Origin of the sequence: Variovorax sp. PvP013, assembly GCF_050435945.1 — a bacterium.
In the GTDB taxonomy this organism is placed as follows: Bacteria; Pseudomonadota; Gammaproteobacteria; order Burkholderiales; family Burkholderiaceae_C; genus Variovorax.
Genome location: NZ_JBNDLF010000002.1, coordinates 431,957 through 455,126 on the forward strand (window position 1 = coordinate 431,957; position 23,170 = coordinate 455,126).

At 63.1% G+C, this 23,170-nt stretch carries 18 protein-coding genes; 3 read left to right on the forward strand and 15 right to left on the reverse strand.

Going from position 1 to position 23,170, the window contains the following annotated elements:
- Positions 1-42: 42 nt before the first annotated feature.
- Genes argB through ABID77_RS09845 form a run of 3 tightly spaced genes read right to left on the reverse strand, consistent with a single transcriptional unit; the run spans position 43 to position 3,412 of the window.
- Positions 43-948 (reverse strand): acetylglutamate kinase, encoded by a 906-nt coding sequence (gene argB / locus ABID77_RS09835; RefSeq protein ID WP_429594439.1) that lies wholly within the window; start codon positions 946-948, stop codon positions 43-45.
- Complete coding sequence (locus ABID77_RS09840) at positions 945-2,276, reverse strand: flippase (RefSeq protein ID WP_429594442.1); 1,332 nt, start codon at positions 2,274-2,276, stop codon at positions 945-947. The genes argB and ABID77_RS09840 overlap by 4 nt, the downstream gene beginning before the upstream one ends.
- A gap of 41 nt (positions 2,277-2,317) precedes the next feature.
- The gene (locus ABID77_RS09845; RefSeq protein ID WP_429594445.1) at positions 2,318-3,412 is read right to left on the reverse strand and encodes a glycosyltransferase family 4 protein; all 1,095 of its coding nucleotides are present in this window, start codon (positions 3,410-3,412) and stop codon (positions 2,318-2,320) included.
- A gap of 55 nt (positions 3,413-3,467) precedes the next feature.
- Between ABID77_RS09845 and ABID77_RS09850 the strand changes: the two genes are divergently transcribed.
- From ABID77_RS09850 to ABID77_RS09860, 3 genes are read left to right on the forward strand one after another with little or no spacing between them, the layout of a single operon-like run.
- Entirely contained in the window at positions 3,468-4,307 is an 840-nt protein-coding gene (locus ABID77_RS09850) for a glycosyltransferase family 2 protein (protein ID WP_429594448.1), read from the forward strand.
- The gene (locus ABID77_RS09855) at positions 4,300-5,304 is read left to right on the forward strand and encodes a glycosyltransferase family 2 protein (RefSeq protein ID WP_429594451.1); all 1,005 of its coding nucleotides are present in this window, start codon (positions 4,300-4,302) and stop codon (positions 5,302-5,304) included. Before ABID77_RS09850 ends, ABID77_RS09855 begins: the two co-directional genes overlap by 8 nt.
- Positions 5,301-6,281: a glycosyltransferase family 2 protein gene (locus ABID77_RS09860; protein WP_429594453.1), complete on the forward strand. Its 981-nt coding sequence runs from the start codon at positions 5,301-5,303 to the stop codon at positions 6,279-6,281. Before ABID77_RS09855 ends, ABID77_RS09860 begins: the two co-directional genes overlap by 4 nt.
- A 19-nt stretch (positions 6,282-6,300) precedes the next feature.
- Here ABID77_RS09860 and ABID77_RS09865 read toward each other — a convergent pair whose 3' ends face one another.
- The 12 genes from ABID77_RS09865 to ABID77_RS09920 all read right to left on the reverse strand — a co-directional run bounded on the left by ABID77_RS09865 (position 6,301) and on the right by ABID77_RS09920 (position 23,103).
- Positions 6,301-8,394 carry a glycosyltransferase family 2 protein gene (locus ABID77_RS09865; protein ID WP_429594456.1) on the reverse strand — a complete coding sequence of 698 codons (2,094 nt, stop codon included), beginning with the start codon at positions 8,392-8,394 and terminating at the stop codon, positions 6,301-6,303.
- A gap of 169 nt (positions 8,395-8,563) precedes the next feature.
- Complete coding sequence (locus ABID77_RS09870) at positions 8,564-10,513, reverse strand: hypothetical protein (protein WP_429594459.1); 1,950 nt, start codon at positions 10,511-10,513, stop codon at positions 8,564-8,566.
- A gap of 154 nt (positions 10,514-10,667) precedes the next feature.
- Complete coding sequence (locus ABID77_RS09875; RefSeq protein ID WP_429594462.1) at positions 10,668-11,600, reverse strand: NAD-dependent epimerase/dehydratase family protein; 933 nt, start codon at positions 11,598-11,600, stop codon at positions 10,668-10,670.
- The gene (locus ABID77_RS09880; protein WP_429594465.1) at positions 11,597-15,970 is read right to left on the reverse strand and encodes a rhamnan synthesis F family protein; all 4,374 of its coding nucleotides are present in this window, start codon (positions 15,968-15,970) and stop codon (positions 11,597-11,599) included. Before ABID77_RS09880 ends, ABID77_RS09875 begins: the two co-directional genes overlap by 4 nt.
- A gap of 21 nt (positions 15,971-15,991) precedes the next feature.
- The gene (locus ABID77_RS09885; protein WP_429594467.1) at positions 15,992-17,089 is read right to left on the reverse strand and encodes a DegT/DnrJ/EryC1/StrS family aminotransferase; all 1,098 of its coding nucleotides are present in this window, start codon (positions 17,087-17,089) and stop codon (positions 15,992-15,994) included.
- A gap of 7 nt (positions 17,090-17,096) precedes the next feature.
- Positions 17,097-17,510, reverse strand: a complete 414-nt coding sequence (locus tag ABID77_RS09890; protein ID WP_429594470.1) for a sugar 3,4-ketoisomerase — start codon at positions 17,508-17,510, stop codon at positions 17,097-17,099.
- Complete coding sequence (locus tag ABID77_RS09895) at positions 17,507-18,481, reverse strand: GNAT family N-acetyltransferase (protein ID WP_429594473.1); 975 nt, start codon at positions 18,479-18,481, stop codon at positions 17,507-17,509. The genes ABID77_RS09890 and ABID77_RS09895 overlap by 4 nt, the downstream gene beginning before the upstream one ends.
- Positions 18,478-19,404: a hypothetical protein gene (locus ABID77_RS09900; protein WP_429594476.1), complete on the reverse strand. Its 927-nt coding sequence runs from the start codon at positions 19,402-19,404 to the stop codon at positions 18,478-18,480. Before ABID77_RS09900 ends, ABID77_RS09895 begins: the two co-directional genes overlap by 4 nt.
- 1 nt (position 19,405) lies before the next feature.
- Positions 19,406-20,083, reverse strand: a complete 678-nt coding sequence (locus ABID77_RS09905; protein ID WP_429594479.1) for an acetyltransferase — start codon at positions 20,081-20,083, stop codon at positions 19,406-19,408.
- 13 nt (positions 20,084-20,096) lie between these two features.
- Complete coding sequence (locus tag ABID77_RS09910) at positions 20,097-20,885, reverse strand: SAM-dependent methyltransferase (protein ID WP_429594481.1); 789 nt, start codon at positions 20,883-20,885, stop codon at positions 20,097-20,099.
- Between the two features lie 12 nt (positions 20,886-20,897).
- Positions 20,898-22,280 carry an ABC transporter ATP-binding protein gene (locus ABID77_RS09915; protein ID WP_429594484.1) on the reverse strand — a complete coding sequence of 461 codons (1,383 nt, stop codon included), beginning with the start codon at positions 22,278-22,280 and terminating at the stop codon, positions 20,898-20,900.
- Positions 22,270-23,103, reverse strand: coding sequence for an ABC transporter permease (locus ABID77_RS09920; RefSeq protein ID WP_429594487.1), 834 nt, complete (start codon positions 23,101-23,103; stop codon positions 22,270-22,272). The genes ABID77_RS09915 and ABID77_RS09920 overlap by 11 nt, the downstream gene beginning before the upstream one ends.
- Positions 23,104-23,170 lie beyond the last annotated feature (67 nt).

The following is a 23,170-nucleotide window of genomic DNA, read 5'->3' on the forward strand; positions in this document are numbered from 1 at the left end:
GTTGGCGAAGCGACACGCAGTGCGCGAAGCCTGGGGGCGAGCCTATCTGGCTCGGATCATGGTGCCGTACGCCTGATCGGTCAGGATCTCCAGCAGCATCGCGTGCGGCACGCGGCCGTCGATGATGTGGACGGCGTTCACGCCGCTCTTGGCCGCGTCGAGCGCGCCCTCGATCTTGGGCAGCATGCCGCCGGAGATGGTGCCGTCGGCGAACAGCTCGTCGATCTCGCGTGCGCTCAGGTTGGTCAGCAGCGTGCCGGCCTTGTCCAGCACGCCGGGCGTGTTGGTCAGCAGCATCAGTTTTTCCGCCTTGAGCACGGTGGCGAGCTTGCCGGCCACCACGTCGGCGTTGATGTTGTAGCTCTCGTTCTCCTCGCCGAAGCCGATCGGGCTGATGACCGGGATGAAGGCATCGTCCTGCAGCGCCTTGACCACGCTCGGATCGATCGAGACGATGTCGCCGACCTGGCCGACGTCGTGCAGCAGGCTCGGATCGGCGCGGTCGGCCAGCTTGAGCTTCTGCGCGCGGATCAGGCCGCCGTCGCGCCCGGTCAGGCCCACGGCCTTGCCGCCGGCCTGGTTGATGAGGCCGACGATGTCCTGCTGCACCTCGCCGGCGAGCACCCACTCGACGACCTCCATGGTCTCGGCGTCGGTCACGCGCATGCCCTGGATGAAGCTGCCCTTCTTGCCCAGCCGGTTGAGCGCCGCCTCGATCTGCGGGCCACCGCCGTGCACCACCACCGGATTCATGCCCACCAGCTTGAGCAGCACCACGTCCTCGGCGAAATCGGCTTGCAGGGCCGGATCGGTCATGGCGTTGCCGCCGTACTTGATGACGATGGTCTTGCCGTGGAACTTGCGGATATAGGGCAGTGCCTGGGCCAGGATCTCGGCCTTGTCGCGGGGGGGGATGTTGAGCACGGGATCGCTCGCGGTGACGGTCATGGAGACTCCGGTTCGAAGGAGGGCAAATTGTGCAGCACGGACGATGACGGAACTCGCCGGAAGATCCGCCGCTGGGCCACGATCAGCAGCAGCACGAGGTCGATGCCGACACGCAGACTCCAGGCCATGGCGGCGCCGATCAGCCCGAACTGGCTCATCCCCAGCCAGAGCAGCGGAAAGTAGATCAGCGCCTCGATCACGTGCAACTGCGCCGTGACGCGCGCGAGCCCGGCGGCCTGCACCGCCGCGAACGGCACGAAGGCGATGCCGTTGAGCAGCAGGCCCAGCGCCAGGAAGCTGACCACCGGCGCCGACCGGTCGGCGAAATCCGCGCCCAGCCAGTGCGACAGCCCCCAGTGCGCGCCCAGTCCCAGCGCCAGGCACAGCGGCAGCAGCGCCGCGGCGACCACGGCGATGCACTGCCGGTAGAGGCGGCGCGCGGCGCCGAGGTCGGTGGCGGTCATGAGCGAGGCCAGCCGTGGGAACAGCGCCCCGGTGAGCGCGGCGGGCAGGATGAGCACGCGCGCCATCACTTCCGAGGGCACCGTGTAGTAGGCCACCACGGCGGCACCCAGCACGGCCGAGATGACGAAGCGGTCGCCCGTCACCATCAGCGGGCTGACGATGTTCGACACCGTCATCCAGGCACCGAAGGTCAGCAGGCGGCGCAGGTCGACCCCGTGGAGCGCCGCCGTGCCGAAGCCGCCGGGCAGCCGGCGCCGCACCAGCATCCAGTGCGCCAGGCAGAACACCAGCCGCACCACCATCAGACCCGCCACCATCGGCACCAGCGACGGACCGAAACACCAGACGCTGAGCGCCGGCAGGCCGAAGTTGGCCAGCCCCAGCAGCATGCGCAGCAGGTTGACGTCGCGGAAGTCCTCGTAGGCCTCCAGCACGCCGCGCAGGCCGACCGTGACGGTGGTCACCGGCACGCTGACCGCCGCGATCAGCAGGGCGAACCAGACGTCGTGCTGCAGCCCCTCGGACACGCTCAGCCAATGGACGGCGAGCGGATGCGAGAAAGCGGCGAGCAGCACGCCACCGGCCAGTCCGGTGGCCAGCGTGAGGCCCAACCCGCCCTTGACCAGCGCCGGTACCTCGCCGACCGACCCGACGCCCAGCCGCTGCGCCACCTGCTGGGTCAGCGCGCGGCCGAGACCGAAGTCGAACAGGCTGAAGTAGCCGATCAGGGCCCAGACCAGCGTCAGGATGCCAAAGATCTCGACGCCGGCTTCGCGCAGCAGGTAGGGGATGAACGCGGCGCCCGCGAGCAGAGGCAGCCCGGCGCCGGCGAGGTTCCACAGGATGTTGCGGCGCAGGGACATCGGGCGGGTACGGGCAGAGGAAGCGAGGGAGTGCCCGGGGATCAGGGCCGCAGCCAGCGCGGCACCTTGAAGCGGACGATCATCAGGTAGGCCAGCACGTAGGTCGTGATGAAGAGGAGGCAGCACAGCATGAGCGCCAGCGTGTTGCGCCAGAACAGCACCGCCGGCACCACCGACAGCGCGGCGAACATCCAGAGATAGGGCGAGGTTCGGTTGTTGCGCGCGAGCAATTGACGGGCCTCGTCGTCGGTGAAGGCGACGCGCACGATGCGCCGGAAGATCAGCTGGTGGAAATGCAGCGCGTCGGCCGTGCCCGGCGACTGGCCGCGCGCGAGCTTGCGGTAGATGGAGAAGAGCGTCTCCCACACCGGATAGATCAGCAGCAGCATCGGGAACCACGGCGAGACGGCCGAGTGCCGCTGGACCAGCGCCACGCAGGACACCGCGATCACCATGCCCCACACGTAGGCGCCGCCGTCGCCGGCGAAGATCTTCCCGCTCGGGTAGTTCCACATCAGGAAGCCCATCGTCGCGCCGACCAGGCAGATCACCATCGCCGCCAGCTGCCGGTCGCCCACCTGCAGCGCCACGTGCGAGATCGCCAGGCACACCAGCACGGCCACCGTGCCCGCCAGGCCGTTGTAGCCGTCGATGATGTTGAACGCGTGCGGCAGCCCGCCGATGGCCAGCACCGCCAACAACACTCCCGCGAACGGCACGGCCCGCATCCCGGCGTCGACGAAACCCAGGCCCGTGCGATGCACGCCCAGGCCCAGCAGCCAGCACAGCAGCAGGGCCGAGCCCAGCGTGAGCGCCAGCCGCCAGCGCACCTGCACGCGCTGCGTCACGTCCTCGGCGATGCCGCCGACGACGGCCGGCGCCATGCACAGCAGCACCAGCGACGAAGCCGACGCCCGCCAGCCGACGTTGAACGGATCGCCGAACAATCCCGCCGCCAGCCATGCCGTCCCGGTGCCGACGAAGATGCCGGCGCCGCCGAGCCGCGGCACGTGGCCCTTGTGGAAGCGCTGCGGCATGTCCGCCGCATAGCGCCGTGCGTGCCGACGCGCCCTTCTCATGAACACCAGCACGGCGAACGCGGACACGACGAAGCTGATGACGATCAGGGCAATCATTGGGGAGAGACGGAAGAGAGGAGCGGGAACCTAGAATTCCCGGCGAAATTAGACCATGCCCACCACCGCCTCCCCCGCGCGCGAATCCGAATCGCTCCTCTCCTCGCCCACCGCTGCCACGGCACCGACACCACGGCCCATCACGGTGTCGATCGTGAGCCACGGACAACTCGCGCTGATTCGTCCGCTGCTCGACCAACTCGACCGCTGGAGTGCCGGATCGGTCGAGAAGGTGGTACTGACGGTCAACGTCCCGGAGTCGGACGATGCCATCGCCGACCTGCGGACGCGCTTTCCGATCGAACGCATCGACAACCCGAAACCGAAGGGTTTCGGCGCCAACCACAACGCCGCGTTCCGCCGGTGCGCGACGCCGTGGTTCCTGGTGCTCAATCCCGACATCCGGCTCGACGGCGACGTGCTGGCCGCGCTGATCGCCCAGGCACGGCCCGACAGCGGCCTGCTGACGCCGCGCATCCTGGAGCCGGGCAAGACGGCGCCGGAGCCGCACCGGGCGATAATCTCGCCGCTCGAGATCCTTGCACGCAAGCGGGCGACCTACGTGCCCCCGGCCGCGCCGGCCTGGATTCCCGGTCTCTTCATGCTGTTCCGCAGTGCCGCCTACCACCAGATCGAAGGCTTCGACGAACGCTTCTTCATGTATGGCGAGGACTTCGACATCTGCGCGCGCACCCGTCTGGCCGGTTGGCGACTGCAGGTCGCCGAGGGCCTGCAGGCCCGGCACGACGCCCAGCGCGCCAGCCATTCGAGCCGCAGCCATCTGGTCTGGCATGTGAGCAGTCTGGTGAAGGTCTGGCTGTCGGGTGCGTTCTGGCGCTATCGGTGGCATTTGAATCGCACGCGAGACGATGGCCGTCCTGACACCCATGTCTGAGACGAGCCCATCGAAATTCCTTGCCGTTTCGGTCGCCCTGTGCACCTACAAGGGTGCGTCTTACCTCGGCACGCAACTCGATAGCGTCCTCGCGCAAACGCGATTGCCCCAGGAGATGGTCGTCTTCGACGATGCGTCGCCGGACGGTACGTGGGCACTCCTTGAAGCCTTCGAGCCGCGCATCCGCGCCGCCGGTATCCGTCTCGTGATGAGTCGCAACCCTGTCAACGTCGGCTTCGTCGCCAATTTCGAGCAAGCTTTGCAAGCGACCACGGGCGACATCGTCTTTCTCTGCGACCAGGACGATGTCTGGCATCTCGACAAGATCGAGCAATTTCTGAAGGTGTTCGAGTGCCGACCCGACCTGATGATGCTGCACAGCGATGCACGGCTGGTCGATGGTCAAGGCAGCGACATGCACTGCAGTCTGTTCGAAGCGCTCGAAGTCGAGCGCGACGAGATCGATGCGATCCATGCCGGACGCGCCTTCGAGGTGCTCGTGCGCCGCAACGTCGTGACCGGCGCAACCATGGCGGTTCGCCGTCGGGTGCTGGAGAGAGGCCTGTCCGTTCCCGACGGGTGGATCCACGACGAATGGCTCGCGATGATCGCGACATTCATGGGGGCGGTCGATTGCCTCGAATCGTCGACCATCGACTACCGGCAGCACGGCGGCAACCAGATGGGAGCGCGTCGGCGTGGCTTCGTCGAGCGCGTGACCGGCAGTGGCACGTCGCGCCTCGACTTCATGACACGTACGGTACGACGCACGAAGACTTTGCTGGACCTGGCCGAAGCCAGCCCATTGCGCTTGAAGGAATCATCGCTGGAAATGCTGCGCGACCGCCTCGTCCATGCGCGTTTCCGCGCCGCGCCACCTGAGCGCTGGCCCGCTCGGCTGGCGGCAGTGCTGCGCGAATACGCGAGCGGCCGGTATTCGCGCTTTTCCAACGGCCCGCGCTCCGCCCTGAGCGACCTCCTGCTGTTGCGCCGATGAGCCATCCACATCCGTCCACCGCGCCGGCGACGCTGCCGTCGGCGTCTTCGCTCTCGCCTCGCTGCGACGACGTCCTCGCGGTGATCGTCACGTACCAGCCCCAGATCGACGTGCTGCGTCAGGTCCTCGAGAGCGTCGCGCCCCAGGTCGGCCGGGTCCTGATCTTCGACAACGCCACCGCCTCAACGGCGGTCGAGGCGCTTCCTGCTTTCCTGGCCCAAGCCGAATCCGATGGCGCGAGCGTCGTCCGCTCGCCGACGAACGTCGGTCTCGGCGCGGCCATGAACCGGGCCGCCGACCACGCGCGGGCGGCCGGCTTCGCCTACCTGCTGCTGCTCGACCAGGACAGCCTGCTGGAGCCATCGATGGTCTCGACACTCAAACTCGCCCACGAGGAACTCGCCGCTTCGCGACCGGTCGCGGCGGTCGGTCCGCAATTCAGCGACCGTCGCAACGGCCACGTCGCGCCCTTCGTCGAAATCGCCTTCCCGATCAGTCGCAAGCTGTTCGGCGGACCGGGCCGGCGCGTGCCCTGCGATTTCCTGATCTCGTCGGGAAGTCTGATGCGACTGGACACGCTGGAGCGCATCGGCGGCATGGACGAGCGGCTGTTCATCGACAACGTCGACCTGGAATGGTGTTTCCGTGCGCGCCATCGCGGCTTCGGCCTCTTCGGGATCTGCGATGCCCGCATGCGCCACAGCATCGGCGACACCGTGCGCGCCGCATGGCTCAAACCGGGCGGCGTGATGATCCACAAGCCGATCCGGCTCTACTACATCATGCGCAACCGCGTGCTGCTCTACGGGCGGGAGGAGACGCCGGCGGTCTGGATCGCGCAGGATCTGCCGCGACTCGTGCTCAAGTTCATCGGCACGGCGCTGTTCGTGGCGCCACGCCCGGCCTACCTGCGCATGATGCTCGGCGGGCTGTGCGATGCGCTACGCGGGCGCAGCGGGCCGTTTCCCGGCCGCTAGCGCCGGCGTGCCGGTGCGTTCACTGCACCGGCACGGAAACCATGCGCCGATGCACCAGCCGCTTCGGCGACGCCTGCGGATCGATCGCCCAGCGCGTGCTCGTGTGTGAGAGCGACGGATGGAAGTACGGATCGCCCACGGCCAGGAAGTCGGCCCAGCGCGCCCTGAACAGCGCCGAGTCCTCGGGATGCGGATCGTTCGTGCTCTTGCCTCGGCTGATCGACTCGTGATGGATCAGCTGCGCGTTGGCGCACAGCACCACCAAGTAGTCGGCCGCGCGGATCCTCAGGCACAGGTCGACGTCGCCGAAGCCGACGGCGAGTTGCTCGTCGTAGCCGTGGACCTGCTCGAACACGTCCTTGCGCACCAGCATGCAGGCGGCGGTCACGGCCGACATCTCGCGGTTGGCGATCAGGCCGCCCATGTAGCCCCGCTCGGGATCGCCGTCGGCGGTGTGCACCTTCATGAACTTTCCATAATGCTCTGCCGCGCCGAACATCCCCACGCCCACGCCGGCATGCTGGCAGACCTCGGCGCCTGGATAGAGCAGCTTCGCGCCCACCGCACCGGTCCCGGGTCGCTGACCCAGCTCGAGCATGCGATCGAGCCAGCCTTCCTCGATCGCCTCGATGTCGTTGTTGCAGAAGAGGTAGTGCGTGCAGTCGAAAGGAATCCGGCGCACCGCCCAATTGTTGATCGCCGAGAAGTTGAAGGGGCCGGTGTAGTTGAGCACGACGTGACGCTCGCGCAGCGAATCGAAGTAGACGACCGACTCGGCATCGTTCGAATCGTGGTCGACCAGGACGATCCGGTAGTCGACGCCCAGGACCGTGCGCTCGATGCTCTCGATGCACTGTCGCACCAGCGCGCCATGGTTCTTCGTCGGGATGACGATCGCCACTCTCGACCCCGGCTCCAATGGATAGCGGATCTCGAAGAAGTTGAAGTCCAGCCCGTCGTGCACTTCTCCCGGCGTGTGCGTGCGAGCCAGATGCGCAGCGAGAACCGCTTTGGAACTCTCCATGACCCGGTCCTTGCGCTGGTGGCCGACCGAGCCCGGCTGAGTACGCCAGCGATAAAGAACTTCCGGGATGTGGACGATCCGCTCGGCGCGCTCGACGGCGCGCAGGATGAGATCGTAGTCCTGGGAGATCGCCAGCGACGTGTCGAGACCACCGAGATCGCGCAGCAGTGTCGTCCTGAAGGCGATCAGGTGCACGATGTAGGGATGCGATCGCAGGTATTCCAGCGAGAACTGCGGCCGCAGCGCGAAGCCCAGGACCTCCTGGCCATCCGGCCCGACGATCGCCTCGTCGGAATAGACGAAATCGGGATCGTCGGCCACGACCGCCTCGGCGATGCGGAAGATCGCCTGTCGTTCGAGGATGTCGTCGTGGTCGAGCAGAGCGACGAATTCCCCGGTGGCCAGCGCGAGTGCCCGGTTGGTCGCCGACGAGACGCCTTCGTTGAGGTGGCCGACGTCGATCTTGATCCGGGCATCGGACCGCGCATACGCCTCCAGGATCGTGCGGACCTGTGGATCGGTCGAGCCGTCATCGCCGATGCACAGTTCCCAACGTTCGTAGAGCTGTCCCCGGACGGAATCGATCGCCTGACGCAGCACGTCCGCAGGCGTGTCGTACGTGGGCATGAGAATCGAGATCGTCGGCTGCCTGGGCCAGGCGGCCATGCTCTCGATCATCTCCCGGCCGAGCGCATCGCTGAACTGGAGCAAGCGCTGCTCTGGCTTGTCTTGGCCGTCGGCGCCGGCCGCCACGATGAAAAGCGCCCGCTTGACGCCTTCCAGGCCACCGGCGCGCCATTCTTTGCGCACGAGTTCGCACGTGCTCGCGATACGGTCGGGTTCGCGCGCGAGGAGTCGCACGATGCGCCACAGGGTGCGCGCATTGCGCATGCGACGACCGCCCCAGCGGATCGGCGCGGTCAACTGCCAGCTGCGCGACGCATGCATCTCCTGCAGCCGGGTCTCGAGCGCGAGATTGCGGGCACGCGCGGCCTCGAGTTCGAAGCGCAGGACCGCCATCTCCCTGGAGATCGGATTGCGACGGCCGGCCGGTCTGCTGGGGGCAGGCATGGAATTTTCTTTGATCATCTGGGTGGTCTGTGGAGTCGGCGGATGCTTGACGGCCTGTCGTTCTTGACGGAAGCCAAGTCTCGTGAATCTGATGTCACACACGACCGGTAGACATGCGACTGATGCCCGATGGCTCAAGAACGTCAAGAACGTCAAGGACGCCCAGAGCCAATCCGTCGAATCAATTTCAGCGTAATGGAGAGGATGAACCGTGCTCGGCTCCGGACCGGGCTGCAGGCGTGTTCATCCAGAATGACACTGAAACCGCAATCAGTATCGCGGCCATGAAATTCGACGCGAGCATGTAGCGCATCTCCACAGCCCAAGCCTCCGAATCCAGCATCGCGTAGAAAAATACGCGCAGGAGGAACATTGCCAACACCAGGAGAATGAATATGCGAATTCTAGATTGCCCTTTCCGAACATGCGCGCTGGCAAAAAACGGCAGGATTGAAAGCACGAAGAGCACGATCACTAAAGCGCCGGACACGATGGGAATATTGACGACGGACGAAAGCAGAGATTGAAGCCGGTGACGATATCCGGTTCTTACGACAGGCTCAGCAGTCGAAAAATCGATGCCTTGGAGCAGACCGGGACTGGCACTGCCCGGTCCGATGCTTTTGACGCCTGTCGCCAACTCATCAACGAACATGGTCGAACCATCTTGAAACAGGTAGAGGAGCTTGCCAGCCGTCCTCGAGGAGGAATAGAAGTCGAACTTGAAGCCGATCACCGAAGGGATTGATCCATCCGGTTTCTTGAAAGCCTGCTCGACATCTTTGCGTGGCATATAGGAAACGGTCACGGGTTTCTGGCCCGCCCCTCCAACAGACATCACCGACTCGATCTTCCTGTCCGATCGATCGTTCACGAAAGCCCAGCCTTGAATGGCATGTTTATAGCCGCCGCCCGTGAGCGCGGAACGACGCAGGGCGACGGCATCAAACAACTCCTTCTCTTGACCCACGTCGCTCCCCTGCGGATAGGTTTGGAAGGTCTTTTTAGCCACCTCCCAAACGCCCTCCGGCAGTCTCCTCAAGATCTCGGAGACAGGAGCGGCGGCAAAGGAATGCAGGATGAATCTTTTCTTCAACAGGCCCGATTCGAATCCCGAAGCCAACTCGGCATTGATCCTCTCGTATTCCCGCGCGCCTTGAACAACGCCATTGGCCTCCAGAATAGCTACGTTGAACACATGCCAGATCCAGCCTGCGCCTATCTCCCCAAGCGGTAAACCTGCTTCTCTGCTCACGTTCTGGAAAATGCTGTCGCGGTTCTCAATGGCCCCCGCATACTTTCCCAGGGTGGGGCTTGCCCGATAAGCAAGCGAACGCGCTTTCGCCGACACAGGAACGTAGTGAATGTCCGCCTCACCAGTCTTGATCTCCGCCAGCTGGCGAAGCATGCGCATGTGTCCCGGCAGTCCAGGAAGCGTCCGGGCGAAAACACCCGACTTGTGCCAATGAATCAGGTTGACACCTTGGACAAGTCCAGCCGCAGGCCCAGCTATCGCGATTCCGACGAGGATCACGTGGCTGAACGGAAATCGAACGGACTCGTTCGATCTCATCCTGAACCAGCGTAAAGCCAGCAGTGAGAGGAGCATTCCGACCCAGGCCACCAGAAGTGGGTCTTCGTTCCTGGAAAGCGCCATCCACCCTAGCACGATCCCTAATGCCACTCCTGAGACGATTTGAATCCGCCGTCGAGCGGAAAAGATCAAGATGCCGGACAGGGTGATGGCCAGGATGCTCAAGCAACCGTAAAACCCGTCGGTCAGCGCATAGTCAAACAGAAAATACGTCGCTGGTGACAAAACGATCATCGAAAAGGTAAGCAATGCACACAACTCCCCGAACATTCTTTTCAACCAGCAGGACAGGACGAAGCTGGAGAATATAAGGAGGATCTCGATCGAGATGCGTTGTGGTACTCCGCTCAGTCCTGACAAAGCAAGCCATAAGGGATATCCCGGGGGAGCTCCCAATTCGTATAGATGACTGGCGGCTTGCCGAATGTAACCTTCCGAGTCATAAGGGATCGCGACGATCTCGTTCCTAGCGACGAGCGCCAATTTGAGGATTGAGATGATCAGCAAAAGATAAAAGAACCGTCTGCTCTTTGGAATGTCCATGGCATCTCTAGGATAGTTTGACAACGTGCTTTGGCACGGCACCGACTCGACCCCCTCTGATTCGAAGCGAGTCCGCAGAATTTGTGGAGGGAGATTTACAAAGCGATCACAGTGGAGCTTGGGCGACGCGGTCGCCGATCGACCGGGCGCATGCTCATTTCGCGAGCGACTTACGCATGTAATCGACAGTTCTACGTATTCCTTCTTCCAGATCCACCCTCGGTCGCCACATCAACTCGTCGCCTGCCAAGGTGTTGTCCAACACGCTCAAAGGCACATCGAATGCTCTCCCCGGCTTGAAGATCCGAGCCACGGGTAGCCTCGTGATACGTTCGATCAAGGTGATCAGATCATTCAGACTGGTTGCCTTACCGGAGCTGATGTTGAAAACCGATTTCGGTCCGTCGTAGGCGACTGCGAGGGCGAACGCTTCGGCGACATCGCCAACATAGAGGTAGTCACGCGCCACACTACCGTCACCCCAAATTTCGATCGGCAGATCCTGCAAAGCGCGACTCAGGAAAGCCGCCACTGCGCCTTGAGCCGTCTCGATGCGTTGACGATCGCCGAATGGATTGGCGACTCTGAGGATGTTCGCCTTGATCCCATGCATCGCCTGGTACATCAGCAGGTATTTCTCGATCGCGAGCTTGGTGATGCCGTAGGAGACCAGGGGTTCGGTCGGATGCTTCTCGTCGATCGGCAGGTAGCAAGGATTGCCGTAGACCGTGCCTCCCGACGAGATGAATACGATCTTCTTCACGCCCTTCGCGACCATGATGTTGAGCAACTGGATGGTCGCGACGAGGTTGCTTTGGACGTCGAAGATCGGATCGTCGTTCGAACTCTTGGGCAGCGTCGTCGAAATCAGGTGCAGCACGATGTCGACACCGTCGATGACTTCTGCGACATCGTGGGCGCTCATGAAGTCGCCCGTCATCCACTCGACCCGTTCCTGGACGGCGAACTCACGGTAGGGCGGCACGCGCGGCCGTTCGAAGACGCGCAGGTCATGGCCGTCGAGCAGCAGGCGGTCGGCGATGGCCGAGCCTATGAATCCTCCGCCACCGAAAATTGCAATCTTCATCGCGTCACCCCCCTCACGTTCGTCGTCCCGATCCTCCAAGTGTCCGCCGGCACGGCCAAGGCGATCAGTCGTTCCAAGGCATGCAGCATGCTGCCGTCATAGGGCAGCGGCTCGGGCGGGTAATCCTCCCACCGCAGCTTCAGATCGGCGATCGGTCGCAGCGCCGCGGGGCGCGCCCAGAACATCGTGCCCACCGGATAGTTGAAGTACTCCGGAATGGCCGTGATGCCGAGCCTCTGCATCCACGGCTCGGCGAAGCTGCGATTGGTTTCCATGCCCGAGATGTACGGGTCGTCCGCGAACACCATGCCGATGCCCGGGTCGCGTTCGAAGCTGCCCAATACCACGTCCACCATCCCGCGCGTCGCGTTGCCGAGCAGGTTGTCGGCCAGGAAGGAGAACCAGCGCCTGCCCATTAGCTCCTCCTTGAGATCGACGCTCTTCTTGGTGTGGAAGTGACCGACGATGTCGTAGCCGTCCTGCATCGCGTCGAAGAATTCGGTGAAGAAGGGGCCGATGTCGCGACCGCGGTTCGGCACGGTCCGCACGCTCACCACGCGGCCGGCGTAAGTCGCTGCATGTGCCTGTGCTACCTGGAGCGCCTCGTCGTTCGCGACACTGATGAACAGATCTACCTTGTGTCGGTTCGTCGCCAGGCGTTCGATGATTTCTGGCAGCATTTCGACATAGTAGGCGTGGACATGAAGTGCCACCCGCATCCCGGACGGCGTTCCGGTGCGTGCGCTTTCGGGCGTGATGACCGTGTAGTTCCAGGGACCCTGCGGTCTTCCAGCGCGCAGATAGTCGGCCAGTGGATCGCCTCCCGCGACGGCGACACCATGCCGCTCGAGATAGATGCCTGGATGGAAACCCGGAAATGGCTTGCGCCGTCCGATGCCCGACGCCCATGTCCGGACATAGCGGCGAACCATGTGCTGCACCGGCGCGTCAGCTGGCAAGTCCGCAAAGTCCGGACGCATCACGCCGGCCTCGAGGATCGTCGCGCAGTCCGCGGCCTCCTGTTCCACCCGCGAGCGAATTTCCTGCGCCAGTGATTCGAGCCGCCCGACGTAGCCCGCCATGTTGAAGTATTCCGCAGCCCGCGCTCGACACCGGGCGCCGATCTCGGCGATCGTCTCGCGCGAGTCCGCGAAGCCGATGATCCTGGCGGCGATGCCTTCGGTGTCGAAATAGCCTGCGACACAGGCCTCGCCGAGCCCGACGTCGTGCAGGAAGTCGGCGATGCCGGTTGTCTTGTCGAAACACAGCACCGGCACGCCCTGCGACATCGCGTCGATGGCGACGTTGGGCAATGGATCCAGTCTCGAGGACAGCAGGAACAGATCGGCCACTTCGTAGGCGGCTTCGATCGCCGAACTCTCGCCGAGGAAGACGACGTCGGAGGTCAGGTCGGCGCGCCGGATCTGGTCCTGCAGGTAGACGGAATATGCGACGTCCACGTCAGGGTCGTAGCCGTTGCCGATCCAGACGAAGCGGAATTTGCGTTCGCCTGCCTGGCGCTTGACGCGTGAAGCGCATTCGATGAAGAGGTCGACACCCTTGCGCAATTGCACGAAACCCGCACCCAGCACGACGAGGGTCTCCGGTGGCAGATCGTTCGGCCGGATCAGCCGCTGCAGGCGTTCGCCCTCTCGCCGTTCGGCCTCCCGGTCATCGGAGGAAGATGGCAGGAGGCACTTGCCCTGCGGCAGCACGGTCGCCGATGCCTCGGCCAGTTCGGTAAAGGTCGACAGGGCATTGTCCCGCGTCACGTTGGCCGAGAAGACGACTTCGCTCGACCATTGGAGCGCCTCCCTGAAAGCCTCCCTGGGTCGGGTGTAGGACGCGAATTCATGGACCAGACTGATCGTCGGCACGAAGCGTTCCGCCAATGCCGGCAGCACCGCGCGTGACTCGATGCTGTTGACCAGCGCGAAGTCGAATTCGAATTGCTCGCAGATCTGCGAGATCACGTAGTCGGCGACAAAGGGATTTCCACGCGCCGCCGATGCCGTGAGAACCGTCGCTCCCGTGGCCTCGAAAGCCGCGATCAGCGCCCCACCACCGAGCAGCAACACAACGACGTTGTGCTTGCGAGCCAACGTCTGTGCGAGATTCAGGCTGAGGATCGGCGCCCCGGTGCGCGATGCCTCGTGACTGACCAGAAGGACCGTGGTCAGCGCCGCATCGAACCGAGGACTGCGTGCGACATTGAAATCCGGCAAGGCATAGCGGCGATTTTCGCGCTGACCATGCGAAAGGAAATGGGCCACCGGATCGACGCCGGCGGCCTTCAGATCGGGATTCAACTTCAGATAGACGCTGCCGACGAAATCCGGGGGTAGTTGCGACGCGATCTTCCCGGCGATTGAACCGGTGCCTGTGATGGCAGGACGGTCGAGCACGATGTCCCCGGCATTCGGGAGGACGTGTGGCGCCATGTCGGCGTCCACGGCTCCTTTCTTCATCAGACGAGAGAGCAAGCGCAAGGGTCTGGTGACTCGCCAGCTCGTCGAAGTCCGCAATGCGTGTATCTCTGCAAGAAGTGCCGATGCTGACGAATCGCTCGCCGGCATGGCATGGGCTTGGGCGGGAGCCGCTCTGCGAGTCTCGGCGATCGCGCTGGCGTCTTTCTCGATCTGCAGCCGGCAGTTCGCGATCGCACCGAGTTCCCTTCGGATCTCTTCGAGATTCGCCTCGAGCGCCATGCCGACGCGCAATGCGTCCTGACGCTGACTGTCGATCTCCTTGCGATGACTCACGAGTTCGGAGCAACAGTCGAAGATCTCCTGTCGACTCCTTTCCATCTCGGACAGGCCATTCCCGATCTGCGTATTCGCCTCGCTTCTCGCTTTCGCCAGTTCCGATTCCGCCATCGATGCTCTTTCCGTCATGCGGATCAGTTGAGCCTGGAACTCTTGGGCCTGCGCTTCGTAGGCGTCGAGTTCTGCAACCTGTGCCTCGATGCGAAGTCGGCTCGCTTTAGCGTCGACCTCCCGCATGCGCTTGTCGTCGAGAAAGCATTCGAGATCGTCGCTGCGGAAGTCGGTCAACGGTGGAATAACCGATTCGTCCTGCGGACGATCGAAATCGCAGGAAGCGACAAGCAGTTCGTCGCTGTGGTATTTCTCGTAATGATGACGTGCCCGTGCGGAATGATCGGCCAGCATGGTCGCATCAATGCCCTTGAGAATGCTGAGCAACTCCGCCGCGTCGCGCCAGACGAACGCACCACGATAGGCGATGTCAACGCCGCCATGAAAGCGGGTCTTGTAGCTTTGGTGCATCAGAACGGGAATGCCCGACGCCATGGCTTCAAGCAAAGCCTTTCCGCCACCCAGAGGAAACGATGAGATGTACAGATCGACTTCCAGATCCACGAGCGCGCGCGCAACGGAATCGACCCAAGGCATGTGGATGAACCGGGAGACATCGACACCCGCCGACGTCATCCCCTGCTCGAGTTGCCGCAAACGTGCCGGATCGAGATTGCCGATGTGCACATGACGACCGCCGGTGGTACGCATTACCTCGGGAAGCAGCTCGAAGTAATCGTAGAGGTATGTCCCGGCCTCGAACTTTTCAGCCCGTCCGCTGGTGCTGGTCGTCAAGGTCCCCGCGCCCAGGAAAGGCGTCCGGCGATGCTGGCCCGCAGATACGCCGACGGTCAAGGGCCAGTAATGATTGCAGCGGTTTCCCAACTCGTCGCGGCAATGGAAGTAGCCGATGTTGTGCGGATCCACATGTATGAAGTCTGTCGTGGCCGCTCCCAGACTCAAATGATGATCACCGTGGTGGATATAGACGACTTGCTGCACCGGCGACGAAGCCTGGGCCGCGAAGGCAGTGGCAATTGCAAGAGCATCTTGGTTGTGGGCCAACAGCAGAATCTTCTCGGGCGGGGCATGACGCACGGACTCGACGAGCCAAGAGAATTTCTCGCCCAGAGAACCGCCTTCCGCCCGACAGACGCCAATGCCCGCTTCCGCGGCGAACGATTTGGCCACATCCATGTCGATCCGCTCGAAGCAATCTGTCAACACGAGCCGCAAAGGCTCCGGGAACAGTTTCAGGCGAACGATGTCCCTGATGAGTTCGTTGTGCCCGCCGGCCTTGGAGAGTTCGGTGGCCAGAATAAGGGTGCCGGCGCCATCGGCCGATCCGGCGGGACCGAGTGCTTGCGTCTTCCGGAGCGCGACCGCCTTGCACAGCATGTCCAGTTCAAGACTCGCGAAGACCTTGGTGACGGATGCCGGATCGAAGATCACCTGTTCGACGAACTGCTGCACAGCGAGAAGCGCCGCGCCGAAATCCTCCCGGTCGGTCATCGATTCATCGATGCTGGCGGCGAGGGTGTCGAGCTCCGACACCTGTGACTCTTGAATCCTCATTTAAACGATGCCATTGAGTTGGGTGCAGACATGGCGGACTTGATCCGCCGAAATGTGAGGTCCGATCGGCAGGCTGAGAATGCGATCGGCCATCTGCTCGGCGATCGGTTGATCGCCTCTTCGAAATCCCGCATCGCTATACGCGGGCTGAAGGTGCGGCGGAATCGGGTAATGGATCAACGATCCAATGCCCGCCTTCGCGAGATCGGCCTGCACCCTGTCGCGCTGCGCGACCTGCACGACGAACTGATGCCAGACCGGTGTCGCCCAATCGGGCACTGTCGGCAGCACGGCCGAAGTCCCACGGAGCGCTGCCAAGTAGTACTGGGCCACCGATGCGCGTCGCTCGTTCCACTGATCAAGGAACTTGAGTTTCTCCCGAAGGAACGCCGCATGCAGTTCATCCAGCCGGGAATTGAAACCCTTGACCTCGTTTTTGTATTTGACTTCGGAGCCATAGTTTGCAAGCACGCGGACCTTGCGGGCGAGCACCTCGTCGTTGGTCGTGACGCAGCCGCCGTCGCCAAGCGCGCCGAGGTTCTTGCCAGGATAGAAACTGAAAGCAGCCGCATCGCCCAGCGAGCCTACCTTTCTGCCCTTGTAGCGCGCGCCATGCGCCTGCGCCGCATCCTCGATGACCTTGAGTCCATGCCTGCAGGCAACGGCGTTGATGGCGTCCATGTCGGCGGGCTGGCCGTAGAGGTGGACGGCGATGATCGCCTTGGTCTTCGACGTGACTGCGCGTTCGATCCTGTCGGGATCGATGTTGTATGTCGATCGGTCCGGCTCTACCGGAACGGCGCGCGCGCCCGCTTGGTCCGCCGCAAGCCAAGTGGCGATGTAGGTATTTGACGGCACGATGACCTCGTCGCCGATGCCGACGTCGCAGGCCCGCAGGATGAGATGCAGGGCATCGAGCCCATTGCCGACGCCGACGCCATGACCGACCTCGCAGTACTTGGCGAACTCTTTTTCGAAGCATTCGACCTCGTTGCCCAGGATGAGCCAGCCGGAGTCCAGCACGCGGTCGAACGCCGACTGCAACTGCGAACGGAGTTCGCGATGCGGCGCCTGCAGGTCAAGGAACGGAACGTTCATCTGTTGTTCATTCATTCGCGATCACCGCGGCCATGAATTCCCCATGGTCGCGGATGTAGTCTTTCTCGTTGAAGTGCGCGGAAGCCAGCACCATGCAGACCGCGCCGGAAGAAAAGTTGTCCAGGTATCGCCACATCATTGGACAGACGTACAGCCCATAGTAGGACCGGTTGAGGTGGATGCGCTTCTGGGCCCGACCGTCGTCGAGCACGACGTCGAAGCTCCCCGACATTGCGACGATGAACTGGTGCAGGGTCTTGTGTGCATGGGAGCCACGGTCCGACCCGCCCGGCACATCGTAGAGATAGTAGACCCGCTTGATATCGAACGGGATGTGCTGCCCCGACTCGATGAAGGACAGATTGCCACGAGGATCCGAGATCTTGGGCAATTCGATCAGCTTGCATCGCTCGATGGTCATATCGTCTCCTTACTGTCGTCCAATCGGCGCTCGTAGAACTCATGCGCGATGCCGCCACCGCCGAAACTCGACTTGAATTCATAGAGCCCTTCGTTGAGTACCCAGCCACCATCCTCATTGCTGATTCCGAAGTCGAACCAGCGCTTCCCGGCCTCGGTCGCAGAGGCGATGCAAGACTCGAACACCGCGTCGAGCGCACAGGTCGCATGGCCTTCGGCACCGGATGCGATGTATTGGGCATGTATCGCGGTCGGTGTCTCGAACAGCACGACGCCCGCAACCACTCGCTTCTCCATGAACCCGCAGACGAAACGGATGTGAGCTGGAAAACGCTCGTGGAGCATGCGGATTTCTTCGACGGTATGCACGGGCCTGGCATCGAACCGAGTCCTGAGGTTGTCCGAAAGTACGCTCCAGAATGGTTCGATATGGGCGGCACCGCAGGCCACCTTGACGCCGCCCTTCACGGCCTTCCTCAACGCACGGGTCCGGCGATGAGAGACCGGCAGCCGGTTGGCTGTATCGATCGCGCTGCTGATGTCGCAGCGCGTGCGCTGGAATCCAAGCCGGAATAGCGCATACAGATCGTCCTGAGCCGGAACGCGGTGATAGATCGAAGGTACCGCCTTGTACGAAAGCCGCGAGAAGCCAGCCTCCGCGCACCGCGTGCAGATCGCGCGCAGCGCCTCGACCATCCGCTCGCCACGCAGGGCACCCTGGTGTACCACGCCGCCATAGGTCGCGCCCGGGTGCGACACGACCAACGACCGATCCGAAGGAGCGACAGCCGCGGGCAGAACGCCGACCCAGACGCCATCGTTCTCGACGATCAGCGAGAAGTCCTCGAACCGTTCACCGTGATAGGACAGGAACCGACGCGAATGCAGGAAGGTCGCCTGCAGTCCCTCTTCGCAGAAGGCATCCCACGCCTGGGCATCGGCGTGCTCGTAACGGCGTGCGATGAGGGTCACTCAGACTCCAGACGAGCCACGGCAAAACCGTCGCGACCGAAGTCGTTGCCGTTGTAGAAGACGTACAGCACGCCGTCGATGTCCAGCGGCGCGGCGTACATGATGGCGTCCGAATCGAAACTGCCGGGCGTGACGTCGAGTCCCAGTCGACCGTCCATGCGAGTCCATTGCCGGCCGTCGGACGATTCCGCATAACCCATGCGGTAGGCACCAAGCGATCTGCGGCGTATCGAATAGAACATCCGATAACCTCCACCAGGCTTCGCGATCACACATGGGCGCCCGAAGCCGTGTTCATCGGCCTTCGAAACCTGGATCTGCACTTCGCCTTCGCGCGGCCAATGGATGCCGTCAGCGGATTCGACATAGCGCACGTCGTAGACCGGCATCGCTTTGCCGTCCAATTCGGTCCATTGACTCCCAGCGACGTACCAGAGTCTGAACACGTCATCGCCACGGAGGCAGTACGGCCCACCGCGAAAGAAAAGCTCGGATGCAGAACGTTCGAGGATCGGTGTCGAAGATTGGCGCTGAAAGGATTCGCCGCCATCGGTGCTAATAGCCAAGCCACTGAGCAGCCGGTACCGTATCTTGGTTCCCAGTTCGAAGCCGACGTAGTACATGTACATGTGACGGTCGCCCAGGTCTATCACCGAGCAGGTCAGCAATCCGTTTTCGTCGAACGTACCGGGAATCCCCAGGTCCAGCAGTGGCGTGTCCGAAACGCGGAGTACACGGCGTGGATCGCTCGCAGACACATCGACGAAGCCCGGCCGGCCGATTCCGTGTCTGTCGCACGAGGTGATGAACACTCGCACGGTACTCGGGTCGAGCCGAATCGGCGTAGGCACCATCGCATGAGACGTTGCCCAGGGCATCGATCCATCGGGGCCATAGACCAAGCCTAGTTTCTGCCAGCGCATGCTAAGACCTGATCTTGAAGAAGCGTGGAGCCGAAACCTTCGACTTCTCCGACGCATGCGCCGCGAAGAAATCGCCGTCCTGCGTGTTCTGCATGATCACGCTCCCTGGACTGAGCCAGTTGTCGCGCCCCACGCTCACGTTGTTGGAGATTGTCGAGTTCACCCCCAGAAAGCAATTTTCGCCAATGTCGCAGAAGCCCGAGATCACGACGTGCGACGAGACGAAGCAGTTGCTGCGGATGGTCGAATGGTGGCCGACGTGGTTGCCGCTCCAGAGCACGACGTTGTCTCCGATCTTCACGAACGGCTGCACGGTGTTGTCTTCGAAGATGAAGCAATGCTCACCGATTTCGGCGTTGCGCCAGACGAAGGCACGCGAGCTGACATACGAGGCCAGCGCGTAGCCCTTGGCCTTGGCGGCCGCCGCCAGTCGTGCCCGCAACCGGTTGAGCTGGGTGTAGACGATCGCGACATAGACATCGTGCTCGGCGGGATCGAATGTCGCTTCGATGTCCTCGAAGGCGACGACGCGCAAGCCCAGCAACGTGTCGCGCTTCTGGAATGCGCGCTCGACCGCGAAGGCCACGACCTCGTAGGCCGAGTCGGCATCGAAGTACTCGAACGCGATCTCGGCGAAAGCGGAATCGCCGACGATGATCAGTTTGCGAGTTTTGGACACTGCAGGCTCCTCCTCAAGGCCGGACGATCAGGATGTCTTCGCGGCGGTTCGCCATCGGAAGTTCGGGCGATTGCGGCAAGACGTAGCCGTGGAATCCGGCCGCGCGGGCACGGCCCAGGATGGCGAAGACGACCGCGTCATCGATGTGCGCCGGTTCCATGCGGTTGAAGCGGACCTCGGGCACCGCGTCGGCGGTCCGGGTGAAGACCCGGTGATGCGCGACACCACTGTCGCTGCCGAAGAAACGCTTGCGCATGGAGATGTTCGGGATGTCGCCGATCAGCAGCCTCCCGCCCGGTGCCAGCAGTCCGAGCGCCTCGTCGACGAAGCGGAAGACATTGCCATCCGCGAACACGTATTGCAGGACCGAGTAAGTCACGATCGCGTCCAGCCGTCCCTCGGCCTCGCGCAGGAGTTCGGGACAGTCGGGGAATTTTGCTGCGATTTTGACGATCGACGCGGCCGGCACGGCCGTCGAGCTGGCGCTTTCGGAGCCGTCGGGCAACTGCCCGAGCATCTCCGCCGAATCCAGGAGGAACAGCTGCTGCTCCCGGACCTGTGCGGTGCGCATCATCCATCGGGGCAGGTCGCTGCAACCGCAGCCGATGTCCAGGATGCGCGAGCCCTGCGCGGTCAGGGCGGGCACCTTGGCCTGGATGTCGGCGTAGATGCGCTCCTCGTGCTCGGCACGATAGGCATCCGGGAAACCGACCTTCTCGTAGACGGAAAGGCCGGGGTCGAGTGCCAGGCGTTGGAAGTCCTCGAAGCTCAGGTTCTCGAAAAAAGAAGGATCTCTGGGCATGATGGCCTCCATTCATTCACCGACGGGGGCCAGCGCGATGGGCGCGGTACCCCGTACGCAGGCCACGCTGAAGTCGACCGGCTGCCACACCATGCCCGGGAAGATGTCGTGCGCATCGCTGCCGAAGCTGCTCTGGAAGGTCACGACGTTCTCGACCACGTCGACGTACTCGTGTGCCCGGTTGTTGTCGACGACGCTTTCAAGGCCCAGTGTGAGCGTGTAGGCGCCCTGCGTGAGCACGTTCTCGCCCGCGATCTCCACCACATAGCTCTCGCCGGCCACGAGATCCGGCACGCTGCAATCCCGGTAGTTGGAGGTGAGCGAGCTGATGATCTGGTTGCCTTTGAGGTCGCGGAAAGAAAATCCGATGGCCGGGTTGGCCACCGCCTCGGTCGCGGTGATCAAGAGCCGGATCACGAACCGCTCGTGCAGCAGCAGCGTCTGGGCGCTGACGCCGCCGCTGTTGTGGATCATCACGTTCTGAATCCGCGCGCGGCCATCGCCGTAGCGCCGCCACCCTTTGGCGAAGGTGGCATGGGGCGCCATCGTGGTCATCGAGTCCTCCACAAAGTCGAGTTCGACGTCCTTGGAGCGGGTATCGACGTGGACCTGCGAAAGATGGTCGTTCATCGACAGGTGCGCCTCGGCCACATATTCGCCGAGGATCGACTCCGGGTCGCCGAAGGCCCTGACCTTGCCGCCCTCGAGCCACAGCACCTTCTTGCACAGGTTGCGCACGCTCGACGTGTCGTGGCTCACGAACAGCACCGTCGTGCCGTTGTCCATGAGCCGCTTGAGTTCGACCATGCACTTCGCCTGGAAGGCGATGTCACCGACCGCGAGCGCCTCGTCCACGATCAGGATGTCGGCGTCCACGTGGATCACGACGGCGAACGCGAGCCGCACGTACATGCCCGACGAATAGGTCTTGACCGGCTGGTCGAGGAAGTCACCGATGTCCGCGAACGCGACGATCCGGTCGAAACGTTCCTCGATCTCCCGCGTCGACAGGCCGAGCACGCCGGCGTTGAGATGGACGTTCTCGCGCCCGGTGAATTCGCCGCTGAAGCCCGCTCCCAGTTCGAGTAGCGCCGCCACGCGGCCGCTAATTTCGACCTCGCCCCCGGTCGGATTGAGCGTGCCGCAGAGCACCTGCAGCAGCGTCGACTTGCCTGCGCCGTTGCGCCCGATGATCCCCACCGTCTGCCCGCGCTCGACCTCGAACGAGACATCGCGCAGTGCCCAGAACTCTCGGAAATACGTCGGCGCCCGCTTGCCGAGCAGGCGGAACAGTCGCGGCAGGACGAACTGCTTGAGGCGATCTCGGGGTGTGCCGTAGATCTCGTAGCATTTCGCCAGGCTGCTGATGCGGATGGCAGCGGAATCAGAGGACATCGGCGAAGCCCTTGCGCGTTTTCTGGAACCAGGCGAAGCCGCCCCATGCGACCAGGGAGGCGACCACGGTGTAGATCACCAGCCCGATCCAGTTCGGCTGACGGCCCCAGACGAGCACGTCACGCGCCTGCTCGATGATGAAGGTGAGCGGGTTCGCCATGATGAACACTCGGAATCGCTCGGGCACGGCCGTGATCGGGAAGAACACCGGCGACAGGAACATCAGCACGGTCGTCAGGATGCCGATCGTCTGCCCGATGTCCCGCAGGAACACGCCCAGGGACGCCAGGAACCAAGCCAGTCCCGCCGCAAGGATCACCAAAGGCAGCAGCACGAAAGGCGCGAAGAGGACCGTCCAGTGCAGATAGCCGTTGAAGAGCAGGAAGGCCAGGAGGAAGACGCCGAGACTGATGAGCGCGTGGAACAAAGCAGCCATCATGCCGATGATTGGCAGTATCTCGATCGGGAAGACGACCTTCTTCACATAGTTGACGTTGCCCAGGATCAGGGTCGCGGAGCGGTTGAGTACCTCGCTGAAGAAGCCCAGCACGATGATGCCGACGAACAGGATCACGGCGAACTGGGTCTTGCTCTCGCCGGCACCGGCACTTCCCCAGCGGGCATTGAAGATCTCGGAGAACACGAAGGTGTAGACGATCAGCATGAAAACCGGGTTGAAGAAGGACCAGGTCAAGCCGAAGGCAGAGCCCTTGTAGCGGCCGACGACCTCCCGCCGGGTCATCTGCACGATCAGGGCGCGATGAACCACGAGGCTTCTCGCCAACGCAGCGAAGGATTTGGGATGGGCTGCATTTGGATTCATAAGCACAATCTGTCGACGCCGGACGCACCAAGGCTGCCACCGGGATCGATTCCACGTTCTAGACCGA

Bases quoted from the DNA above. Each gene is read 5' to 3' on its own strand.
- argB (WP_429594439.1), bottom strand. From the start codon at position 948: ATGACCGTCACCGCGAGCGATCCCGTGCTCAACATCCCCCCCCGCGAC.
- ABID77_RS09840 (WP_429594442.1), bottom strand. From the start codon at position 2,276: ATGTCCCTGCGCCGCAACATCCTGTGGAACCTCGCCGGCGCCGGGCTG.
- ABID77_RS09845 (WP_429594445.1), bottom strand. From the start codon at position 3,412: ATGATTGCCCTGATCGTCATCAGCTTCGTCGTGTCCGCGTTCGCCGTG.
- ABID77_RS09850 (WP_429594448.1), top strand. From the start codon at position 3,468: ATGCCCACCACCGCCTCCCCCGCGCGCGAATCCGAATCGCTCCTCTCC.
- ABID77_RS09855 (WP_429594451.1), top strand. From the start codon at position 4,300: ATGTCTGAGACGAGCCCATCGAAATTCCTTGCCGTTTCGGTCGCCCTG.
- ABID77_RS09860 (WP_429594453.1), top strand. From the start codon at position 5,301: ATGAGCCATCCACATCCGTCCACCGCGCCGGCGACGCTGCCGTCGGCG.
- ABID77_RS09865 (WP_429594456.1), bottom strand. From the start codon at position 8,394: ATGATCAAAGAAAATTCCATGCCTGCCCCCAGCAGACCGGCCGGCCGT.
- ABID77_RS09870 (WP_429594459.1), bottom strand. From the start codon at position 10,513: ATGGACATTCCAAAGAGCAGACGGTTCTTTTATCTTTTGCTGATCATC.
- ABID77_RS09875 (WP_429594462.1), bottom strand. From the start codon at position 11,600: ATGAAGATTGCAATTTTCGGTGGCGGAGGATTCATAGGCTCGGCCATC.
- ABID77_RS09885 (WP_429594467.1), bottom strand. From the start codon at position 17,089: ATGAACGTTCCGTTCCTTGACCTGCAGGCGCCGCATCGCGAACTCCGT.
- ABID77_RS09890 (WP_429594470.1), bottom strand. From the start codon at position 17,510: ATGACCATCGAGCGATGCAAGCTGATCGAATTGCCCAAGATCTCGGAT.
- ABID77_RS09900 (WP_429594476.1), bottom strand. From the start codon at position 19,404: ATGCGCTGGCAGAAACTAGGCTTGGTCTATGGCCCCGATGGATCGATG.
- ABID77_RS09910 (WP_429594481.1), bottom strand. From the start codon at position 20,885: ATGCCCAGAGATCCTTCTTTTTTCGAGAACCTGAGCTTCGAGGACTTC.
- ABID77_RS09915 (WP_429594484.1), bottom strand. From the start codon at position 22,280: ATGTCCTCTGATTCCGCTGCCATCCGCATCAGCAGCCTGGCGAAATGC.
- ABID77_RS09920 (WP_429594487.1), bottom strand. From the start codon at position 23,103: ATGAATCCAAATGCAGCCCATCCCAAATCCTTCGCTGCGTTGGCGAGA.